The organism is Streptomyces corynorhini (genome assembly GCF_003346515.1).
Classification (GTDB): domain Bacteria; phylum Actinomycetota; class Actinomycetes; order Streptomycetales; family Streptomycetaceae; genus Streptomyces; species Streptomyces corynorhini.
In genome coordinates, this window is record NZ_QQNA01000036.1 from 1 (window position 1) to 12743 (window position 12743).

The following is a 12743-nucleotide window of genomic DNA, read 5'->3' on the forward strand; positions in this document are numbered from 1 at the left end:
TCCAGAGCGCGTTGCGCGCGTCCGCCGAGGCCGGTGACAGCAGCGCCAACCGGTTCGACACCGCGGCCTGCGGCACCGCGAAGTCCGCCGACGCGCGCAGCAGGTTGGTGGCCAGGAAGGCGGCCACGGTCAGCATGGGCGGGGTCAGCACGGACGGCAGCGCCCGCCCGATCCCCATGCCCAGCGCGGCCCCCGCGCCGAGGGCGAGCGCCGCCACCAGCGAGATGGGCAGCCACGCGAGGTGGGTGTACGCGGTGGGGCCGGTGAAGACCTGCACCGCGCCCACCAGGACGAGGAGCGCGTACCCCGAGGCCAGCGTCAACGCCGTCATACCCGCCAGCACGGCGGCGCGGTGCCGGGCGGGCCGCGGTGTGCTCGTCAGCAGCTCGGTGATCTTCGAACGGTGGTCGCGCAGCCCCTGGAGAGCCCCGAGCCCGATGGCGACCGGCCACAGGATCACCAGCAGCGACCGGGTCCACAGGGCCATGGGCGTCCACTGGACCGTCCACTGCGAGGCACCGTGCCACCACGGGCCGGAGATCAGATACAGGAACGCCAGCGCGACGGCCGGTACCACGGCGCCGGCCCACGGTGCGACGGAGCGCCTCAACTCGGTACGCAGAATAGGGATGTTCACCAGGATGCCTTTCCCTGTCCGGAACCCAGCAGCATCGCCGAGTAGCCGCGCTCCAGTGGGCTGTCGCCCGGGTGTTCGGGGCCGCCCACCGAGGCCAGTTCGTCCGGGGGCCCCTGGAACACCAGCCGCCCCTCCGCGAACAGCACCACGTCGGTGCAGGCCGCGGCGACGTCCTCCACCAGATGGGTCGAGACGACCACGCAGGCGTCCGTGGCCAGTTCCTGGAGCAGCTCGCGGAAGCGCAGCCGCTGCGCCGGGTCCAGGCCGACCGTCGGCTCGTCCAACAGCAGGATCGACGGGTCGTTGACGATGGCCTGGGCGATGCCGACGCGCCGGACCATGCCGCCCGACAGGGACTTCATCCGGTCGTCGGCGCGGTCGGCGAGGCCGACCCGCTCCACGGCGCGCTGGACGGCGCCGGGGATGTCGGCCTTCGGCACCTCCTTCAGCCACGCCATGTACTCGACGAACTCGCGCACCGTGAAGCGCTTGTAGTAGCCGAACTCCTGCGGCAGGTAGCCGATCCGGCGGCGCAGCGCCCGGTGTTCGCCCATGGTGCCGGTGGACTCGCCGAGCAGCTCCAGGGTGCCCTCGGCGGGCCGCAGTACGGTGGCCAGCGCCCGGATGAGTGTGGTCTTGCCCGCTCCGTTGGGCCCGAGCAGGCCGTGTACGCCGGTGCCCAGCGACAGGTCCAGCCCGTCGACGGCCATCCGCTTGCGGCCTGCCCGTACCTTGAGTCCGGTGGCCCGGATCTCCCAGGCGTATGTCGTGGGCGCGAGGTCGGCCGCGTTCACTGTGGATGTCATGGGGTGCTCCTCTCCGTTGTTCAGCGAATACGTTGTTCAGCGCGGGATCAGTCCTGCATCAGCGCGCGTGTTCAGCGCGTGTTCAGCGCGGGATCAGTCCGGGATCAGCGCGTGTTCAGGGCGGTATCAGTGCGGTATCAGGGCGTGTTGAGGGCGTGTGCAGCGCGGGATCAGCGGCGGTCGGTTGTGGGTCAGCGGTGTGTTCCCAGCACCGAGTACGCTGACCTGCGCGCCCATACGACTCCGATGCCGAGCGCGAGAATCAGCCCCCACACGGGCGCACCGTCCAGCCGCAGCGCCGAGGGCACACGGCTGGTGGCCACGGCCGGCGCCAGGATCACGGCGGCCCACACCGACACCAGCGCGACGGCGGCACGGGACACCCCGATGACACTGCCGAGCGCCAGGGCCGTCGAGGTGAACGCCAGGCAGGGCAGCAGCCACAACCCGGCGGTCACCCCCGTCGCCCAGCCGCCCACCAGCAGTACGGGCACCACCACGGCCAGTACGGACGCGGTGCGCCGCAGCACCAGGTGGAGCCCGGCCCTGGGCGCGGAGGCCGTCAGTTCGTACGCCGGGTCGAGGCCGCGCGACCACGACGCCGCGACGCCGAACACCGGCAGGATCGGGGCGAGCAGCAGCAGGAACGACACCTGGGCGCCCGAGCCGGACCCGGCGCCGATCTCGGTCCCGGCCTCGGCCCCGGTCCCGGTCCCGGCCCCGAGGCTGTAGCCGTAGCCGGGCCCGAACAGGTCGAGCAGCAGCGCCAGCAGCGTCACGCTCACGAGCGTGCCCAGCCACGGCAGCATCGTGGGCGTCAGCCACCGCGACAGCCGCCTCGACAGCGACGCCGGCCAGAGCAGCCGGTGCCGTGGCGGGGCGGTGGCCGCCAATTGGGGTGCCAGGTCGGCCCAGACACGGTCGACCAGCGCCGCCACGCTGGGCGTTCCCGTCAGGTTGGGCGTTCCCGCCACGGAGGTCGTCTCCGCCGCGCCGGGCGTTCCCGCCGCGCCGGGCGTGTGCGCCACGGAGGGTGTGTGCGTCATGGTGGCGGCCGACAGCCGGTCACGGCAGTGCCGGCACGCCTCCAGATGGGCTTCCAGGGCCCAGACCTCGTCCGCGGCCATGTCCATGTCGCCGCGCGCGTATCCGTTGATGATCCCCGCCGACGCGTGTTCCACGCTCATGCCAGTGCCTTCCGCATCGCGATCCGCGCCCGGCGGGCCCGCGTCTTGACCGTGCCCTCGGGCAGTCCGAGCAGGACGGCGGTCTCCCGGACGGACATCCCGTCCAGCACCATGGCCTGCAGTACTTGTCGCAGCTCCGGCGCGAGGCGCCGCAGCGCGTCCCCGACGTCGCCGCCGACGGTCGCCGCGAGCGCCTCCTCCTCGGCGGCGGGCGCCGCGGCGAGTTGGAGAGCGGCCGGCGGCGGCTCGGCATGGTGGGCCCGGCGCCGGAAGGCGTCGACGAGGCGGCGCGCCGCTATCGTCCACAGCCATCCGACGGCCGACCCGCCCACCGAGGCACCCGCGAACGAACCGGCCGCGCGCCACACCGCGAGATACGTCTCCTGCATGGTCTCGGCGACGATCTGCTCGTCCGAGCAGCGGCGGCGCAGCCGCACCGCCAGCCACGGCGAGGTACGCCGGTACAGCTCCTCGAACGCGGCACGGTCGCCCTTGGCGACCCGTCGGACGAGACGTTCCTCGTCCAGCTCGTGCAGTGCTGCCCTGGTTGATCTCACACGTGCTAGACGCCCTCGCCCGCCGCCAGGTTTTCCGTTCGGTGTGTCCTGCGTCACACGTGTGTCGGTGCGGCCCGGTCCGCCCCCGCGGGACCTGCCGTCCGGTGACCGGCGCCGTCTGCGAACATCCCCTGCGCGGACCATCCGATCAACCAATGCGATCAACCAATGCGATCAGCCATCCGATCAGCCATCCGATCAGCCATCCGGCAAACGGCCCCGCTCAGCCCGCCTTCGACGCCGGCGCACCCGTGCGCTCCGGCGTTGCCCGACCTGCGCGCGACGAAGGGCTGGACGCAGGAGAAGCTCGAAGGGCTGACCGTGGCGGGCAACGGCGAGGTCTACGCCGTCACCGACAACGACGGCCTGGAGAACGCCACCGGCGAGACGGTGTTCCTGCGCCTCGGCTCCCGAGGAAAGGTCTTCGGCCGCTCCTGACGGCGCTCGGGCCGGTCGAGCGCGCCGAGCCGGTCCGACCTGACGGCCCTGACGGCCCTGACGGCCCTGACGGCCCTGACGGCCCTGACGGCCCTGACGGACCCGACGGACCAGCCAGGTCTGTCAGGTCCGTCCGACCAGCGCGGCCAGCCCGACCAGTCAGGCCAACCCGACCAGCCCGACCAGTCAGGCCAGTCGGACCGTTCCAACCGCGTTCCCACCGCTCAGATCACGAGGCCGTGGCGGTACGCGTAGACGACCGCCTGGACGCGGTCGCGGAGCCCGAGCTTGGCGAGGATGCGCGACACGAACGTCTTGACGGTCTCCGGGCTGATCTGCAGGGTCGCCGCGATCTCGCTGTTGGAGAGGCCGTCCGCGATCCGGCGCAGAACCTCCAGCTCGCGGGGGGTCAGCGCGCTGTCCCCCGGAGCGCCGTCGGTCGGCCGGATCCGGGCGGCGTACCTGCCCACGAGCTGCCGCGTCACCTCGGGGTCCAGCAGCGCCGCGCCCATGGCCACCGTCCTGATCCCGTGCAGGAGTTGGGCCGGCGGCGCGTCCTTGAGCAGGAACCCGCTCGCCCCCGCGCGCAGCGCCTCGTACACGTACGCGTCCAGATTGAACGTGGTCACCACGAGCACCTTGACGGGATGCGGCACCCCGGCGCCCGCCAGCAGGCGGGTGGCCTCGATGCCGTCGAGCACCGGCATGCGGATGTCCATCACCACGACGTCCGGGCGCAGCCGGGCGGCGAGGTCGACCGCGGTCCGCCCGTCCCCGCACTCGCCCACGGTCTCCAGGTCGGGCTGAGCGTCGATGATCGTGGCGAGCCCGGTGCGGATCAGCATCTGGTCGTCGCAGACAAGGACCCGGATCGGCGCGGTCACGAGGGCGCTCCCGCCGGTATCCGGGCCTGTACGACGAAACCACCGGCCGCGTCCCGGCCCGCGCTGAAGTCGCCGCCCAGGATGTCGACCCGCTCGCGGAGACCGGCGAGGCCGCGCCCGCTGCCGCCGACGAGCCCGGCCCGCGCGCCGGAGCCGTCCGTGCCGACCTCCACCGTGATCTCCGTTCCGCTGTGTCGTACCCGAACCGAAGTACGGCTGCCGTGAGCGTACTTGAGGGCGTTGGTCAGGGCCTCCTGCACGACCCGGTACGCCACGAGGCCCGCGCTGCCGCTCGCTTCGGCCGGGGTGCCCTCCTCGGTGAACTCCACCGGCTGCCCGGCGCGGCGGGCCTGCTCCACGAGCGGGTGGAATCCGCCCGTGAGCGGCGCCATGGCCTCGGGGGCGGGGCCGGGGCCACCGTGCTCAGGGGCGCGGTGGCCCGGGTCGCGACGCTCGGAGTCGCCGCGGCCGGGGGTGCTGTGGCCGGGGGTGCTGTGGTCGGGGTTGAGCAGGTCGAGGAGATGGCGCAGGTCGGTGATGGCCCGTCGGCCGGTGTCCGAGACGGCGCTCAGGGTCTGGTCGAGGCGGTCGGGCGCGGCGGTCAGATAGCGCGCCGCCTCGGCCTGTACGACCATCGCCGTTACGTGGTGGGTCACGACGTCGTGCAACTCGCGTGCGATACGGGTGCGTTCGGCGGTGATGGTGTCCTCGGCGATGCGGCGGCGGAGTTCGACCTCGGCGGCCCGGGTCCTGCGCAGCCAGGATCCGATGCCGCACGCGAAGGCCAGCGCCAGGTAGAACGTCACGTACTCGCCCGGCGACTCGCCGGATCCCACCCGCTGGAGGGCGGCCACCAGCAGCAGAAAGGCGGCGGAGAAGGCGAGCGCCGCGCCGCGCCGGACCCGTGCCAGCCACGCCCCCGCGCTGAACAGCGCGATCGGCAGTGTGGTGCCCGCCACCGTGTGGTAGCCGAGGAGTTGGTCCATGGCGAAGCCGACCGAGACGAGGGCCACGCAGACGACCGGCAGCCGTCGGCGCAGGGCGAGCGGGAGGCACTGGAGGAGGACCGCGGCGGCGCCCAGCGCGTCGAAGGCCCGGTCCGGCACGCCGCCGATCCGCGTTCCCTGGGTGTGGAAGGCGGGAAGGAGTGAGACGGCGAGGCACAGCAGGGCGAGCGGCACGTCGCGGGCCGTGACGTCGAGCCTCTGCCACAGCTCCGGGGCCCGCCTCAGGGCCCGCCTCAGGGCCTGCCTCAGGGCCCGCCTCAGGGCCGGCGACCGGCCGACCGGGCCGACGACTCGTCTCACGTCGATCACCGGGGCAGTGTAGTGACGGGCGCGGCGAGGCGCTCGGCGCGCCCGCGCCGGGGGGTCAGATGGCCGCGACGCCGGGCCAGCCACATGAAGACGACCGCGGTCAGCACGCAGAACAGCACCGAGTACAGGCTGGCCTCCGGGCCGAAGTCGCCGCCGGTGATCAGCCGCGCGCCCGATGTGGTGGAGTCGAGCAGCCCTTGCGGAGTGTCGTTGCCCGAGACCTCGGTGCTGAAGATGGCGGACGCGGCGAGGTTCCAGCCGAAGTGCAGCCCGATCGGCACCCACAGCGTGCGGGTGGCGGCGTACGCGGCGCCGAGCATGGTGCCGGCCTCGATCGCGATGGCGACGGCCCCCCACACACTGGCGTTGGGGTTGAGCAGGTGCCACGCGCCGAACAGTACGGAGGTCACCAGCAGCGCGGTCCAGGTGCCGCCGCGCTCCTCGATGATCCGGAAGAGGATGCCACGGAAGATCAGTTCCTCCGTCGCGGCGGCCGCGGCCATGAAGCCGAACAGCCCCACCGCGCCCGTCGGCGAGCCCAGGCCGAGGACCTCGTAGCCGCCGAGCGCGTAGATGTTCCCGATGACGGCCGTGAACAGGCCGACGCCGAGCAGCGTCCCCAGGAAGAGTGCGCCCGGGGCGCCTTGGCGGCCCAGCTCCGTGACCGGACGGCGCTCGGTCCGCCGTACCACCCACCTGTGGACGAGAACCGCGAGCACGGCTGTGCCGACACCGAGGGCGAGTGTGAGCCACGGGTTGTCCTGCACGTTTTGGACGACCTGGCCGCCGACGAAGGCGACCGCCATGACCGCCAGCAACTGCCAAACGAGTCTCATCAGAACCTTCCACGAATTCCGGGGCCCGCAGCGCCGGGCCGACTCGAACGTTAGGGATCACGGACCCCGGAATCGTCACCGCACGGTGGACACTTGCGCGTAGCTCGCACGGGGGACAGCGCTCGCGGGATTCCCCACATGCGGTCCCGTTCTGGAAAGGGTGCGGTCAGAAGGTGGGCGCACATTACTTGCGGTCTCCATCGGACGTGAACTCCGCACCGCCCCCAGGGGTGTTCACTATATTGCCGATTAGTGCTTTTGATGGATTGTTCGGGACGAAAGAGTGAGCGGGTGAGGGGAATCGAACGCACGCTCAGGGTGGCGAATCGACCTGTATTCGACAGCCTCATATGCCCGGTGAATGACGGCAGTTGAGGGGGCGGTTCGCGCTCGTGAAGGGGGCCGTAACGGGAAGTGACGTGGCACTTTCGTGGTAGAGTATTGATGAATTCACAGGACGCCACGAAAAAAGGGGAATGGCGTGAACACCGAGAAGGTCACGGCTCGACGTCTTACGGCCGAAGAGGTTTCGGAGTTGGGTCTCCAGGATGAAATCTTCGTCTCGGCAGAGACGGATGGCCTTCCTCTCGACTGCTATGCCCCGGCTTTCCTCACGGAGCCGGGTAAGAATTTCGAGGGAGGGTCCTTCGCCGCGAAGACGGTCTTCGACGAGGAAATCCATGTCCTCCCCGACGATGCCGAAGGGCGCGGGATCTGGATCGCCGACAAGACGGGCGAGGAGATCGAGGTCCTCCAGGGTGCCGGTGTCCTCCTGAACCTCGCCCTCTTCGTGCCCAACGGGAACAAGGAGTCCCTGGAGGCGCTCTACGGCGCCGCGCGGGACGCGTTCGGCGCGGGGATCGTGCAGCGCTGGAACGAGGAAGTCGTCGCGGTGCCGGACATCAAGGTCGACCTGTTCGAGGAGCCGGCCCGGGGCCGGAAGAACACGAGCAATCAGAACCGCGACCGCCGCGCCCTGGACATCTACCCGACCCGGGTGCGGTTCATGGAGCCCAGCGACGGCTGGAAGTTCATTGTCGAGCCGCACAAGGAGATCGTCGACGAGACGCCGACGATCTGACGGAACCGAAGACGGAACCGAAGACGGAACCGAAGACGGAACCGAAGACGGCTCGAAGGCAGCCCGGAGACCACGTCCGCGGCACAGGAAGGGCTCAACAGCCCACTGTCCGCACGGTGGTCGACGGTGATGCGACCGGACGCCCGGCCGGGGTCTCCCATGGAGGCTCCCGGCCGGGCGTCCGGCGTTGTGCGGAGCCCGTGGCGGCGGGGCCGTCCGCCGTCGCGGAACCTCACCATTTGTCGTCGGCCCCCTGCGGATTGGTCCGCGATCGGTAACAGGCGGATCTTGCGGGGCTTTTGTGTGTCTTCATGAGTGCACGGCATCGGCGGAGACAGCACAAAGGGGCGGACGGACATGGCAACGCACAAGGGAAGAGGATCGTACGGCCGGCTTCTCGCGGCGGCGCTCGGAGTGACGGCGCTGGCCGCCGCCGCCTCGGTCTGGACCGCGCAGGCGGGCACCACCGAGGGCCGTGGGCCGCAAGCGGGTGCCTCGGCGCTGGACTCCAGGCCCCAGGAAAAAGTGACCAAGGTGGCGGCGGACATCGTGCACGCGTCGGACGCCGGTGCCCGGGGCGTCAACATCACCATCGACGACGGGCCGGACCCGGCCTGGACGCCGCAGGTGCTGCGACTGCTCAAGGACAACGGTGTGAAGGCCACGTTCTGCATGGTCGGCCCGCAGGCCCAGGCACACCCCGACCTCGTCAAGGCGGTCGTGGCGGCCGGGCACCGGCTGTGCAACCACACGGTGTCGCACGACACCGCCATGGACGGCAAGTCCGAGGCGTACCAGTCCCAGCAGATCCTGGACGCCGAACGCATGATCACCAAGGCGTCCGGAGGCGTCCACCCGCAGTACTACCGGGCCCCGGGCGGCGCGTTCACCCCGTACAGCCGACAACTCGCCGCCTCCCACGGCATGCGCCCGCTGGGCTGGAACGTCGACTCCAAGGACTTCGAGCGCCCCGGCGTGGACGCCATGGTCGCCACCGTCAAGAGCGAGATCTCCAACGGGCCGACGGTCCTCTTCCACGACGCGGGCGGGGAGCGCTCGCAGACCGTGGAGGCGCTGCGTCAGGTGCTGCCCTGGCTGAAGCAGGAGGGGTACTCCTTCGGTTTCCCCGTGCGGTGACCGCGGCGCGTACCGACGGTCTCGTGGGCCTGTCAGCGGGGGCGGACGTTTCAGCGAGGGATGGGCCTTCAGCGAGGGATGGGCATTCGGCGGGAGACGGGCATTCGGCGGGAGACGGGCCTTTCGCCAGGGGACAGGACTTTCACAAGGGGCACCGGGAAGCCCAGGCACTCCCCGCGGCGGGCCGTCGGGAGGTGCCAGGGCCGTCGCGCGGCGGGCCGTCGGGCGGCCTGCCGTCGGGCGCGTCCTATGTCCCCGGATGGTTCAGGGTGCGCAGGAACCGCTCCGCGAGCTGCTCGGTGTCGATGCCGTCCGCGCCGCGCCCGGACAGGATGTGGAAGAGGGGCGGGCCGATCAGCAGCGCGGTGGCCTGTTCTGACGAGAGGGCGGTGCCGCTCGCGTTCCGCGCCGCCTCCACGACCGCCGCGGCGCTCTCCCCGAGGATGTCGCGGGAGGCGAGCAGCGCGGCGACGTCCGCGTCGTGCTGGGCCTCCCCCATCAGGGCGCGGTAGGCCGTGCCCGCGTGGGAGCGGGACAGGAAGGCGACGAGGGCGTCGAGATAGGTCTTGAGGTCCTCGTGGGGGTCGCCGCCACCGGGCACGGACAGTTCGCGCCCGGCGTCGATGGCGCTGGCCTCGTAGAGGACCTCCGCCTTGTTCGACCACCAGCGGTACACGGTCTGACGGCCCACGCCCGCCCGCTCGGCGATGCCCTTCATGGTCAGTGCCGCGTACCCGATCTCGACCAGAAGGTCGTCGACGGCGTGCAGCACGGCGGTGCGCGCGCTCTCGCTGCGGGGCCGGCCGCGGCCGCTCTCGTCCACCATGCCGCCACTTTATACGAGGCACGGTGTCTCGTATGTGTTACCTTTGCGGTGCACGGTGACTCGTAAATGAGTCGCAGGTGTCCGCACAGCCTGCCGAGACGGCCCCCGAAGCGTCGGAGCACGCCGGTTCGAGTCGGGGCCGCTCTCCCGTGCACCCACCCGTCTCCAGCACCGCCCGAAGGAGCCAGTGCCGTGCCCACGCATTCCTGCACCCTCGAAGAACCACGTGTCTCCACCGCCCTGACCCGCATGTTCGAAGCCGCCGCCCGTGACGATGAGACCGAGGCGCGTCTGCCGGGCATCCGGCCCGACGAACGGGCGGCGCTGACGGCGCAGGAACTCGCCGACGCGGTGCGGGAGATATACATGCCGATCTCCGCCGACGGCGGCAGGCTCCTCTACAACCTCGTCCGTGCCACCAAGCCGACCAGCGTCGTCGAGTTCGGCACCTCGTACGGCATCTCCACCCTGCACCTGGCCGCCGCCGTTCGCGACAACGGCACCGGCCGGGTCGTCACCACCGAGATGAGCCGGTCCAAGGCGGCCTCCGCCCGCGAGACCTTCGCCGCCACCGGCCTCGACGACGTGATCACCGTGCTGGAGGGGGACGCCCTGCGGACGCTCGCCGACCTGCGGCAGCCGGTCGACTTCTTGTTCCTGGACGGGTGGAAGAACCTCTGTCTGCCCGTCCTGCGGCTCCTTGAGCCGCACATCGCCCCCGGCACCCTCGTCGTCGCCGACGACGTGGACCTCCCCGACCTCGGCCCCTACCTCGACCACGTCCGCGACACCGCCAACGGCTACCACAGCGTCACGTTCCCCGTTGAGGACGGCCTCGAAATCAGCTGCCGCCTCTGACCGAGCCCCCTCCGGGCCTGCCGAACGGGTCGAGGCGGCCCGGAGGGGGAGGGAGGGGGAGGGAGGGGGCCCGGAGGCGCGAGCATCGCACGCGCTCACCTGAAGGAACCGCCGCGTCAGGGCGGTCCGGCGTCAGGGCGGTCCGGCGTCAGGGCGGTCCCACGCCAGGGCGGCCCCGCGCCAGGGCGGTCCGGCGCCAGGGCGGTCCGGCGTCAGCGCGGTCCGGCGTCAGCGCGGTCCGGCGCCAGGGCGGTCCCACGCCAGGGCGGTCCCGCGTCAGCGCAGTCCGGCGAAGAGATCGTTCTCGGGTACGGCGGTACCCGTGGCGTCCTGGACGCGCAGGAAGGTTTCCATGCCCATCAGCTCGCCGAACCTCTCCTTGCCCATCTTGAGGAAGAAGATGTTCTCGCCCTGACTGGCGTGCGCGGCCAGCGCGTCGAACTTCTGACCGCTGAACGCGGTGGTGTCCACCCACGTGGTGATCTCGCCGTCGGGGAGGCCGATCTCGGCCATCGCGGCGGCTTCGGCGGGATCCGGCTCCGGCATGTCCTCATGAAACTCGCGCATGGCCTCGCCGAAGCGCCGCATGGTGGAGTGGGGCATCGTCGTCCAGTACACCTTCGGTGTCAGCGTGGTCATCTCCAGCGCCGCCATCGTGATGCGGTGGGCCTGGATGTGGTCGGGGTGGCCGTAGAAGCCGTTCGCGTCGTAGGTGACGACCACATCGGGCCGGTAGTGGCGCATGAGTTCCGCGAGTCGGGCGGCGCCCTCCTCCACGGGGGTCCGCCAGAAGGATCCGGGGGCATCGTTGCTCGGCCAGCCCTCCATTCCGGAGTCGGCGTAATCCAGCGTCTCCAGATCGCTGATCTTCAGGACGTCACAGCTCGCCGCCAGCTCGCGACGGCGCATCAAGGCGACGGCCGCCGGATCGTGCCCGGGATCGCCCGGCTTGACACCCCCCGGTCCATCACCGCAACCGCCGTCGGTACAGGTCACGAGAACCGTCCGGATGCCTTCCGCGGCATACCGCGCGAGGACTCCTCCGGTCCCGGTGGCCTCGTCGTCGGGGTGGGCGTGTACTGCCATCAGCGTCAGGGGTCGGTCAGTCATGGAAAACAGTCCTCCTGCGGAAACTACGTCTTGGTACGAACACACGCGGCGGCACACCGCGATCCAGGGCCCGGAACCTGGTGGGGCCGACGACCTCGCGGTGTCCGTGTTCCCGCCGTTGCGGCGCCGGTCCCTCGGTCGATGCAACCGCGCCGGCCGGACCTGCTGTTCCCGACGCGGCCGCTCGGCCTTCCGGACGCCGGTGTGCGGAGCGGAACGCTACGCCGTGAGCGCCGTTCCCCGTGAGCGCCGTTCCCCGTGAGCACGGCGGCGACCGCGCAGTTCGTACCGTCCTCGCGGCACCGGATGACGCACGCTTCCGGTCGGGCAAGCGCGTACGGGGTGCTCGCGGCGCCACCGCACGCGCTGGGTCCGGGCCCACACGAGGAGTGAGAAACCGCCTGCCGCACTCGACGCCCCCTGACGGCGTCCGAATCGCCTACCGCCTACCGCCTACCGCCTACCGCCTACCGCCTACCAGGACCGGGGCGAGGGCCCGCCGCTGCTCCCACCGACGGGCCAGGCCCGGCCGTGCCATGTACGGGCCAGGACCGGCCGTGCCATGTACGGGCCAGGCCCCGCCGTGCCGTGTACAGGGCAGGCCCGGACGAGACGACGCGTCGCGGTCCTGGCCTGCCCCGTGTGATGCCCGCCGCCGCGCGGCGGCGGTGTGTCAGCCCTGCGCGGTGTTGTCGCCCGCCGACCCGGCGCCCTCGGCCGAGCCCGCCTTCTCGCGCATCTTGCGTACCAGCTCTGCCTTCTGGTCGGCGGCACCCTTGCGGTCGAGGTTGCGGTGCGGACCGTTGTTCTGCCGTTCGGCGCGGGACAGCCTCTTGCGCTGGCCGCCACCCATGCCCACGGGGTTGTTGATGTTCTTGCTCACGGTCATGGGTGCTCCCGGAATGGTGTGAAGTGGCTACGGACTCATCGGCGGCGTCAGCAGGGGCCCGTCACGCTCTCACTCGTCGATCCGCGTCTGAAAGAAGATGACAAAGACGTTACCCGCTCCCGCCGCTACCCTCGCCAGGCATCTCGCCGCCCCGGTCCTTTCCACGACTGTCCACGACTGC

General features: G+C 71.2%; 13 protein-coding genes and 1 pseudogene. 4 read left to right on the forward strand and 10 right to left on the reverse strand.

Features of this window, described 5'->3' with window-relative positions; translation table 11 throughout:
- The 4 genes and pseudogenes from DVH02_RS06560 to DVH02_RS06575 form a co-directional block, all read right to left on the reverse strand.
- A pseudogene (locus DVH02_RS06560) lies at positions 1 to 637 on the reverse strand (hypothetical protein); the annotation flags it as partial.
- A complete protein-coding gene (locus DVH02_RS06565; protein ID WP_199566183.1) occupies positions 634 to 1443 on the reverse strand; it encodes an ABC transporter ATP-binding protein in 810 nt (269 codons plus the stop codon). The pseudogene DVH02_RS06560 and the gene DVH02_RS06565, both read right to left, overlap by 4 nt.
- Before the next feature lie 191 nt (positions 1444 to 1634).
- On the reverse strand, positions 1635 to 2630 hold the full coding sequence (locus DVH02_RS06570; RefSeq protein WP_114622744.1) for a zf-HC2 domain-containing protein: 996 nt from the start codon (positions 2628 to 2630) through the stop codon (positions 1635 to 1637).
- Positions 2627 to 3187: an RNA polymerase sigma factor gene (locus tag DVH02_RS06575; protein ID WP_114622745.1), complete on the reverse strand. Its 561-nt coding sequence runs from the start codon at positions 3185 to 3187 to the stop codon at positions 2627 to 2629. Before DVH02_RS06575 ends, DVH02_RS06570 begins: the two co-directional genes overlap by 4 nt.
- A 264-nt stretch (positions 3188 to 3451) precedes the next feature.
- On the opposite strand from DVH02_RS06575, the gene DVH02_RS35515 reads away from it, so the two are divergent.
- Positions 3452 to 3625, forward strand: a complete 174-nt coding sequence (locus DVH02_RS35515) for a hypothetical protein (RefSeq protein WP_233518071.1) — start codon at positions 3452 to 3454, stop codon at positions 3623 to 3625.
- Positions 3626 to 3849: 224 nt separating this feature from the next.
- Here the strand turns inward: DVH02_RS35515 and DVH02_RS06585 are convergent, their stop codons facing one another.
- From DVH02_RS06585 to DVH02_RS06595, 3 genes are all read right to left on the reverse strand, one after another.
- Positions 3850 to 4509: a response regulator gene (locus DVH02_RS06585; RefSeq protein WP_114622747.1), complete on the reverse strand. Its 660-nt coding sequence runs from the start codon at positions 4507 to 4509 to the stop codon at positions 3850 to 3852.
- Positions 4506 to 5741: a sensor histidine kinase gene (locus DVH02_RS06590; RefSeq protein WP_114622770.1), complete on the reverse strand. Its 1236-nt coding sequence runs from the start codon at positions 5739 to 5741 to the stop codon at positions 4506 to 4508. The genes DVH02_RS06585 and DVH02_RS06590 overlap by 4 nt, the downstream gene beginning before the upstream one ends.
- An 80-nt stretch (positions 5742 to 5821) precedes the next feature.
- A complete protein-coding gene (locus DVH02_RS06595) occupies positions 5822 to 6661 on the reverse strand; it encodes a CPBP family intramembrane glutamic endopeptidase (RefSeq protein ID WP_114622748.1) in 840 nt (279 codons plus the stop codon).
- Positions 6662 to 7142: 481 nt separating this feature from the next.
- Between DVH02_RS06595 and DVH02_RS06600 the strand changes: the two genes are divergently transcribed.
- Both DVH02_RS06600 and DVH02_RS06605 read left to right on the forward strand, forming a co-directional pair.
- Positions 7143 to 7742 (forward strand): hypothetical protein, encoded by a 600-nt coding sequence (locus DVH02_RS06600; RefSeq protein WP_114622749.1) that lies wholly within the window; start codon positions 7143 to 7145, stop codon positions 7740 to 7742.
- Positions 7743 to 8099: 357 nt separating this feature from the next.
- Positions 8100 to 8879 (forward strand): polysaccharide deacetylase family protein, encoded by a 780-nt coding sequence (locus DVH02_RS06605; protein ID WP_114622750.1) that lies wholly within the window; start codon positions 8100 to 8102, stop codon positions 8877 to 8879.
- Between the two features lie 247 nt (positions 8880 to 9126).
- Here DVH02_RS06605 and DVH02_RS06610 read toward each other — a convergent pair whose 3' ends face one another.
- A complete protein-coding gene (locus DVH02_RS06610; RefSeq protein WP_114622751.1) occupies positions 9127 to 9705 on the reverse strand; it encodes a TetR/AcrR family transcriptional regulator in 579 nt (192 codons plus the stop codon).
- Between the two features lie 192 nt (positions 9706 to 9897).
- Here DVH02_RS06610 and DVH02_RS06615 point away from each other — a divergent pair, with 192 nt between their 5' ends.
- Positions 9898 to 10563: an O-methyltransferase gene (locus DVH02_RS06615; RefSeq protein ID WP_233518072.1), complete on the forward strand. Its 666-nt coding sequence runs from the start codon at positions 9898 to 9900 to the stop codon at positions 10561 to 10563.
- 276 nt (positions 10564 to 10839) lie between these two features.
- On the opposite strand, the gene DVH02_RS06620 is transcribed toward DVH02_RS06615, so the two are convergent.
- Together DVH02_RS06620 and DVH02_RS06625 are read right to left on the reverse strand one after the other, a co-directional pair.
- On the reverse strand, positions 10840 to 11673 hold the full coding sequence (locus DVH02_RS06620; RefSeq protein ID WP_114622752.1) for a PIG-L family deacetylase: 834 nt from the start codon (positions 11671 to 11673) through the stop codon (positions 10840 to 10842).
- Positions 11674 to 12346: 673 nt separating this feature from the next.
- Positions 12347 to 12562: a DUF6243 family protein gene (locus DVH02_RS06625; RefSeq protein WP_114622753.1), complete on the reverse strand. Its 216-nt coding sequence runs from the start codon at positions 12560 to 12562 to the stop codon at positions 12347 to 12349.
- Between the last annotated feature and the right edge of the window lie 181 nt (positions 12563 to 12743).

Coding starts and splice junctions, on each gene's coding strand:
- DVH02_RS06565 (WP_199566183.1), bottom strand. CDS start 1,443: ATGACATCCACAGTGAACGCGGCCGACCTCGCGCCCACGACATACGCC.
- DVH02_RS06570 (WP_114622744.1), bottom strand. CDS start 2,630: ATGAGCGTGGAACACGCGTCGGCGGGGATCATCAACGGATACGCGCGC.
- DVH02_RS06595 (WP_114622748.1), bottom strand. CDS start 6,661: ATGAGACTCGTTTGGCAGTTGCTGGCGGTCATGGCGGTCGCCTTCGTC.
- DVH02_RS06605 (WP_114622750.1), top strand. CDS start 8,100: ATGGCAACGCACAAGGGAAGAGGATCGTACGGCCGGCTTCTCGCGGCG.
- DVH02_RS06610 (WP_114622751.1), bottom strand. CDS start 9,705: ATGGTGGACGAGAGCGGCCGCGGCCGGCCCCGCAGCGAGAGCGCGCGC.
- DVH02_RS06620 (WP_114622752.1), bottom strand. CDS start 11,673: ATGACTGACCGACCCCTGACGCTGATGGCAGTACACGCCCACCCCGAC.
- DVH02_RS06625 (WP_114622753.1), bottom strand. CDS start 12,562: ATGACCGTGAGCAAGAACATCAACAACCCCGTGGGCATGGGTGGCGGC.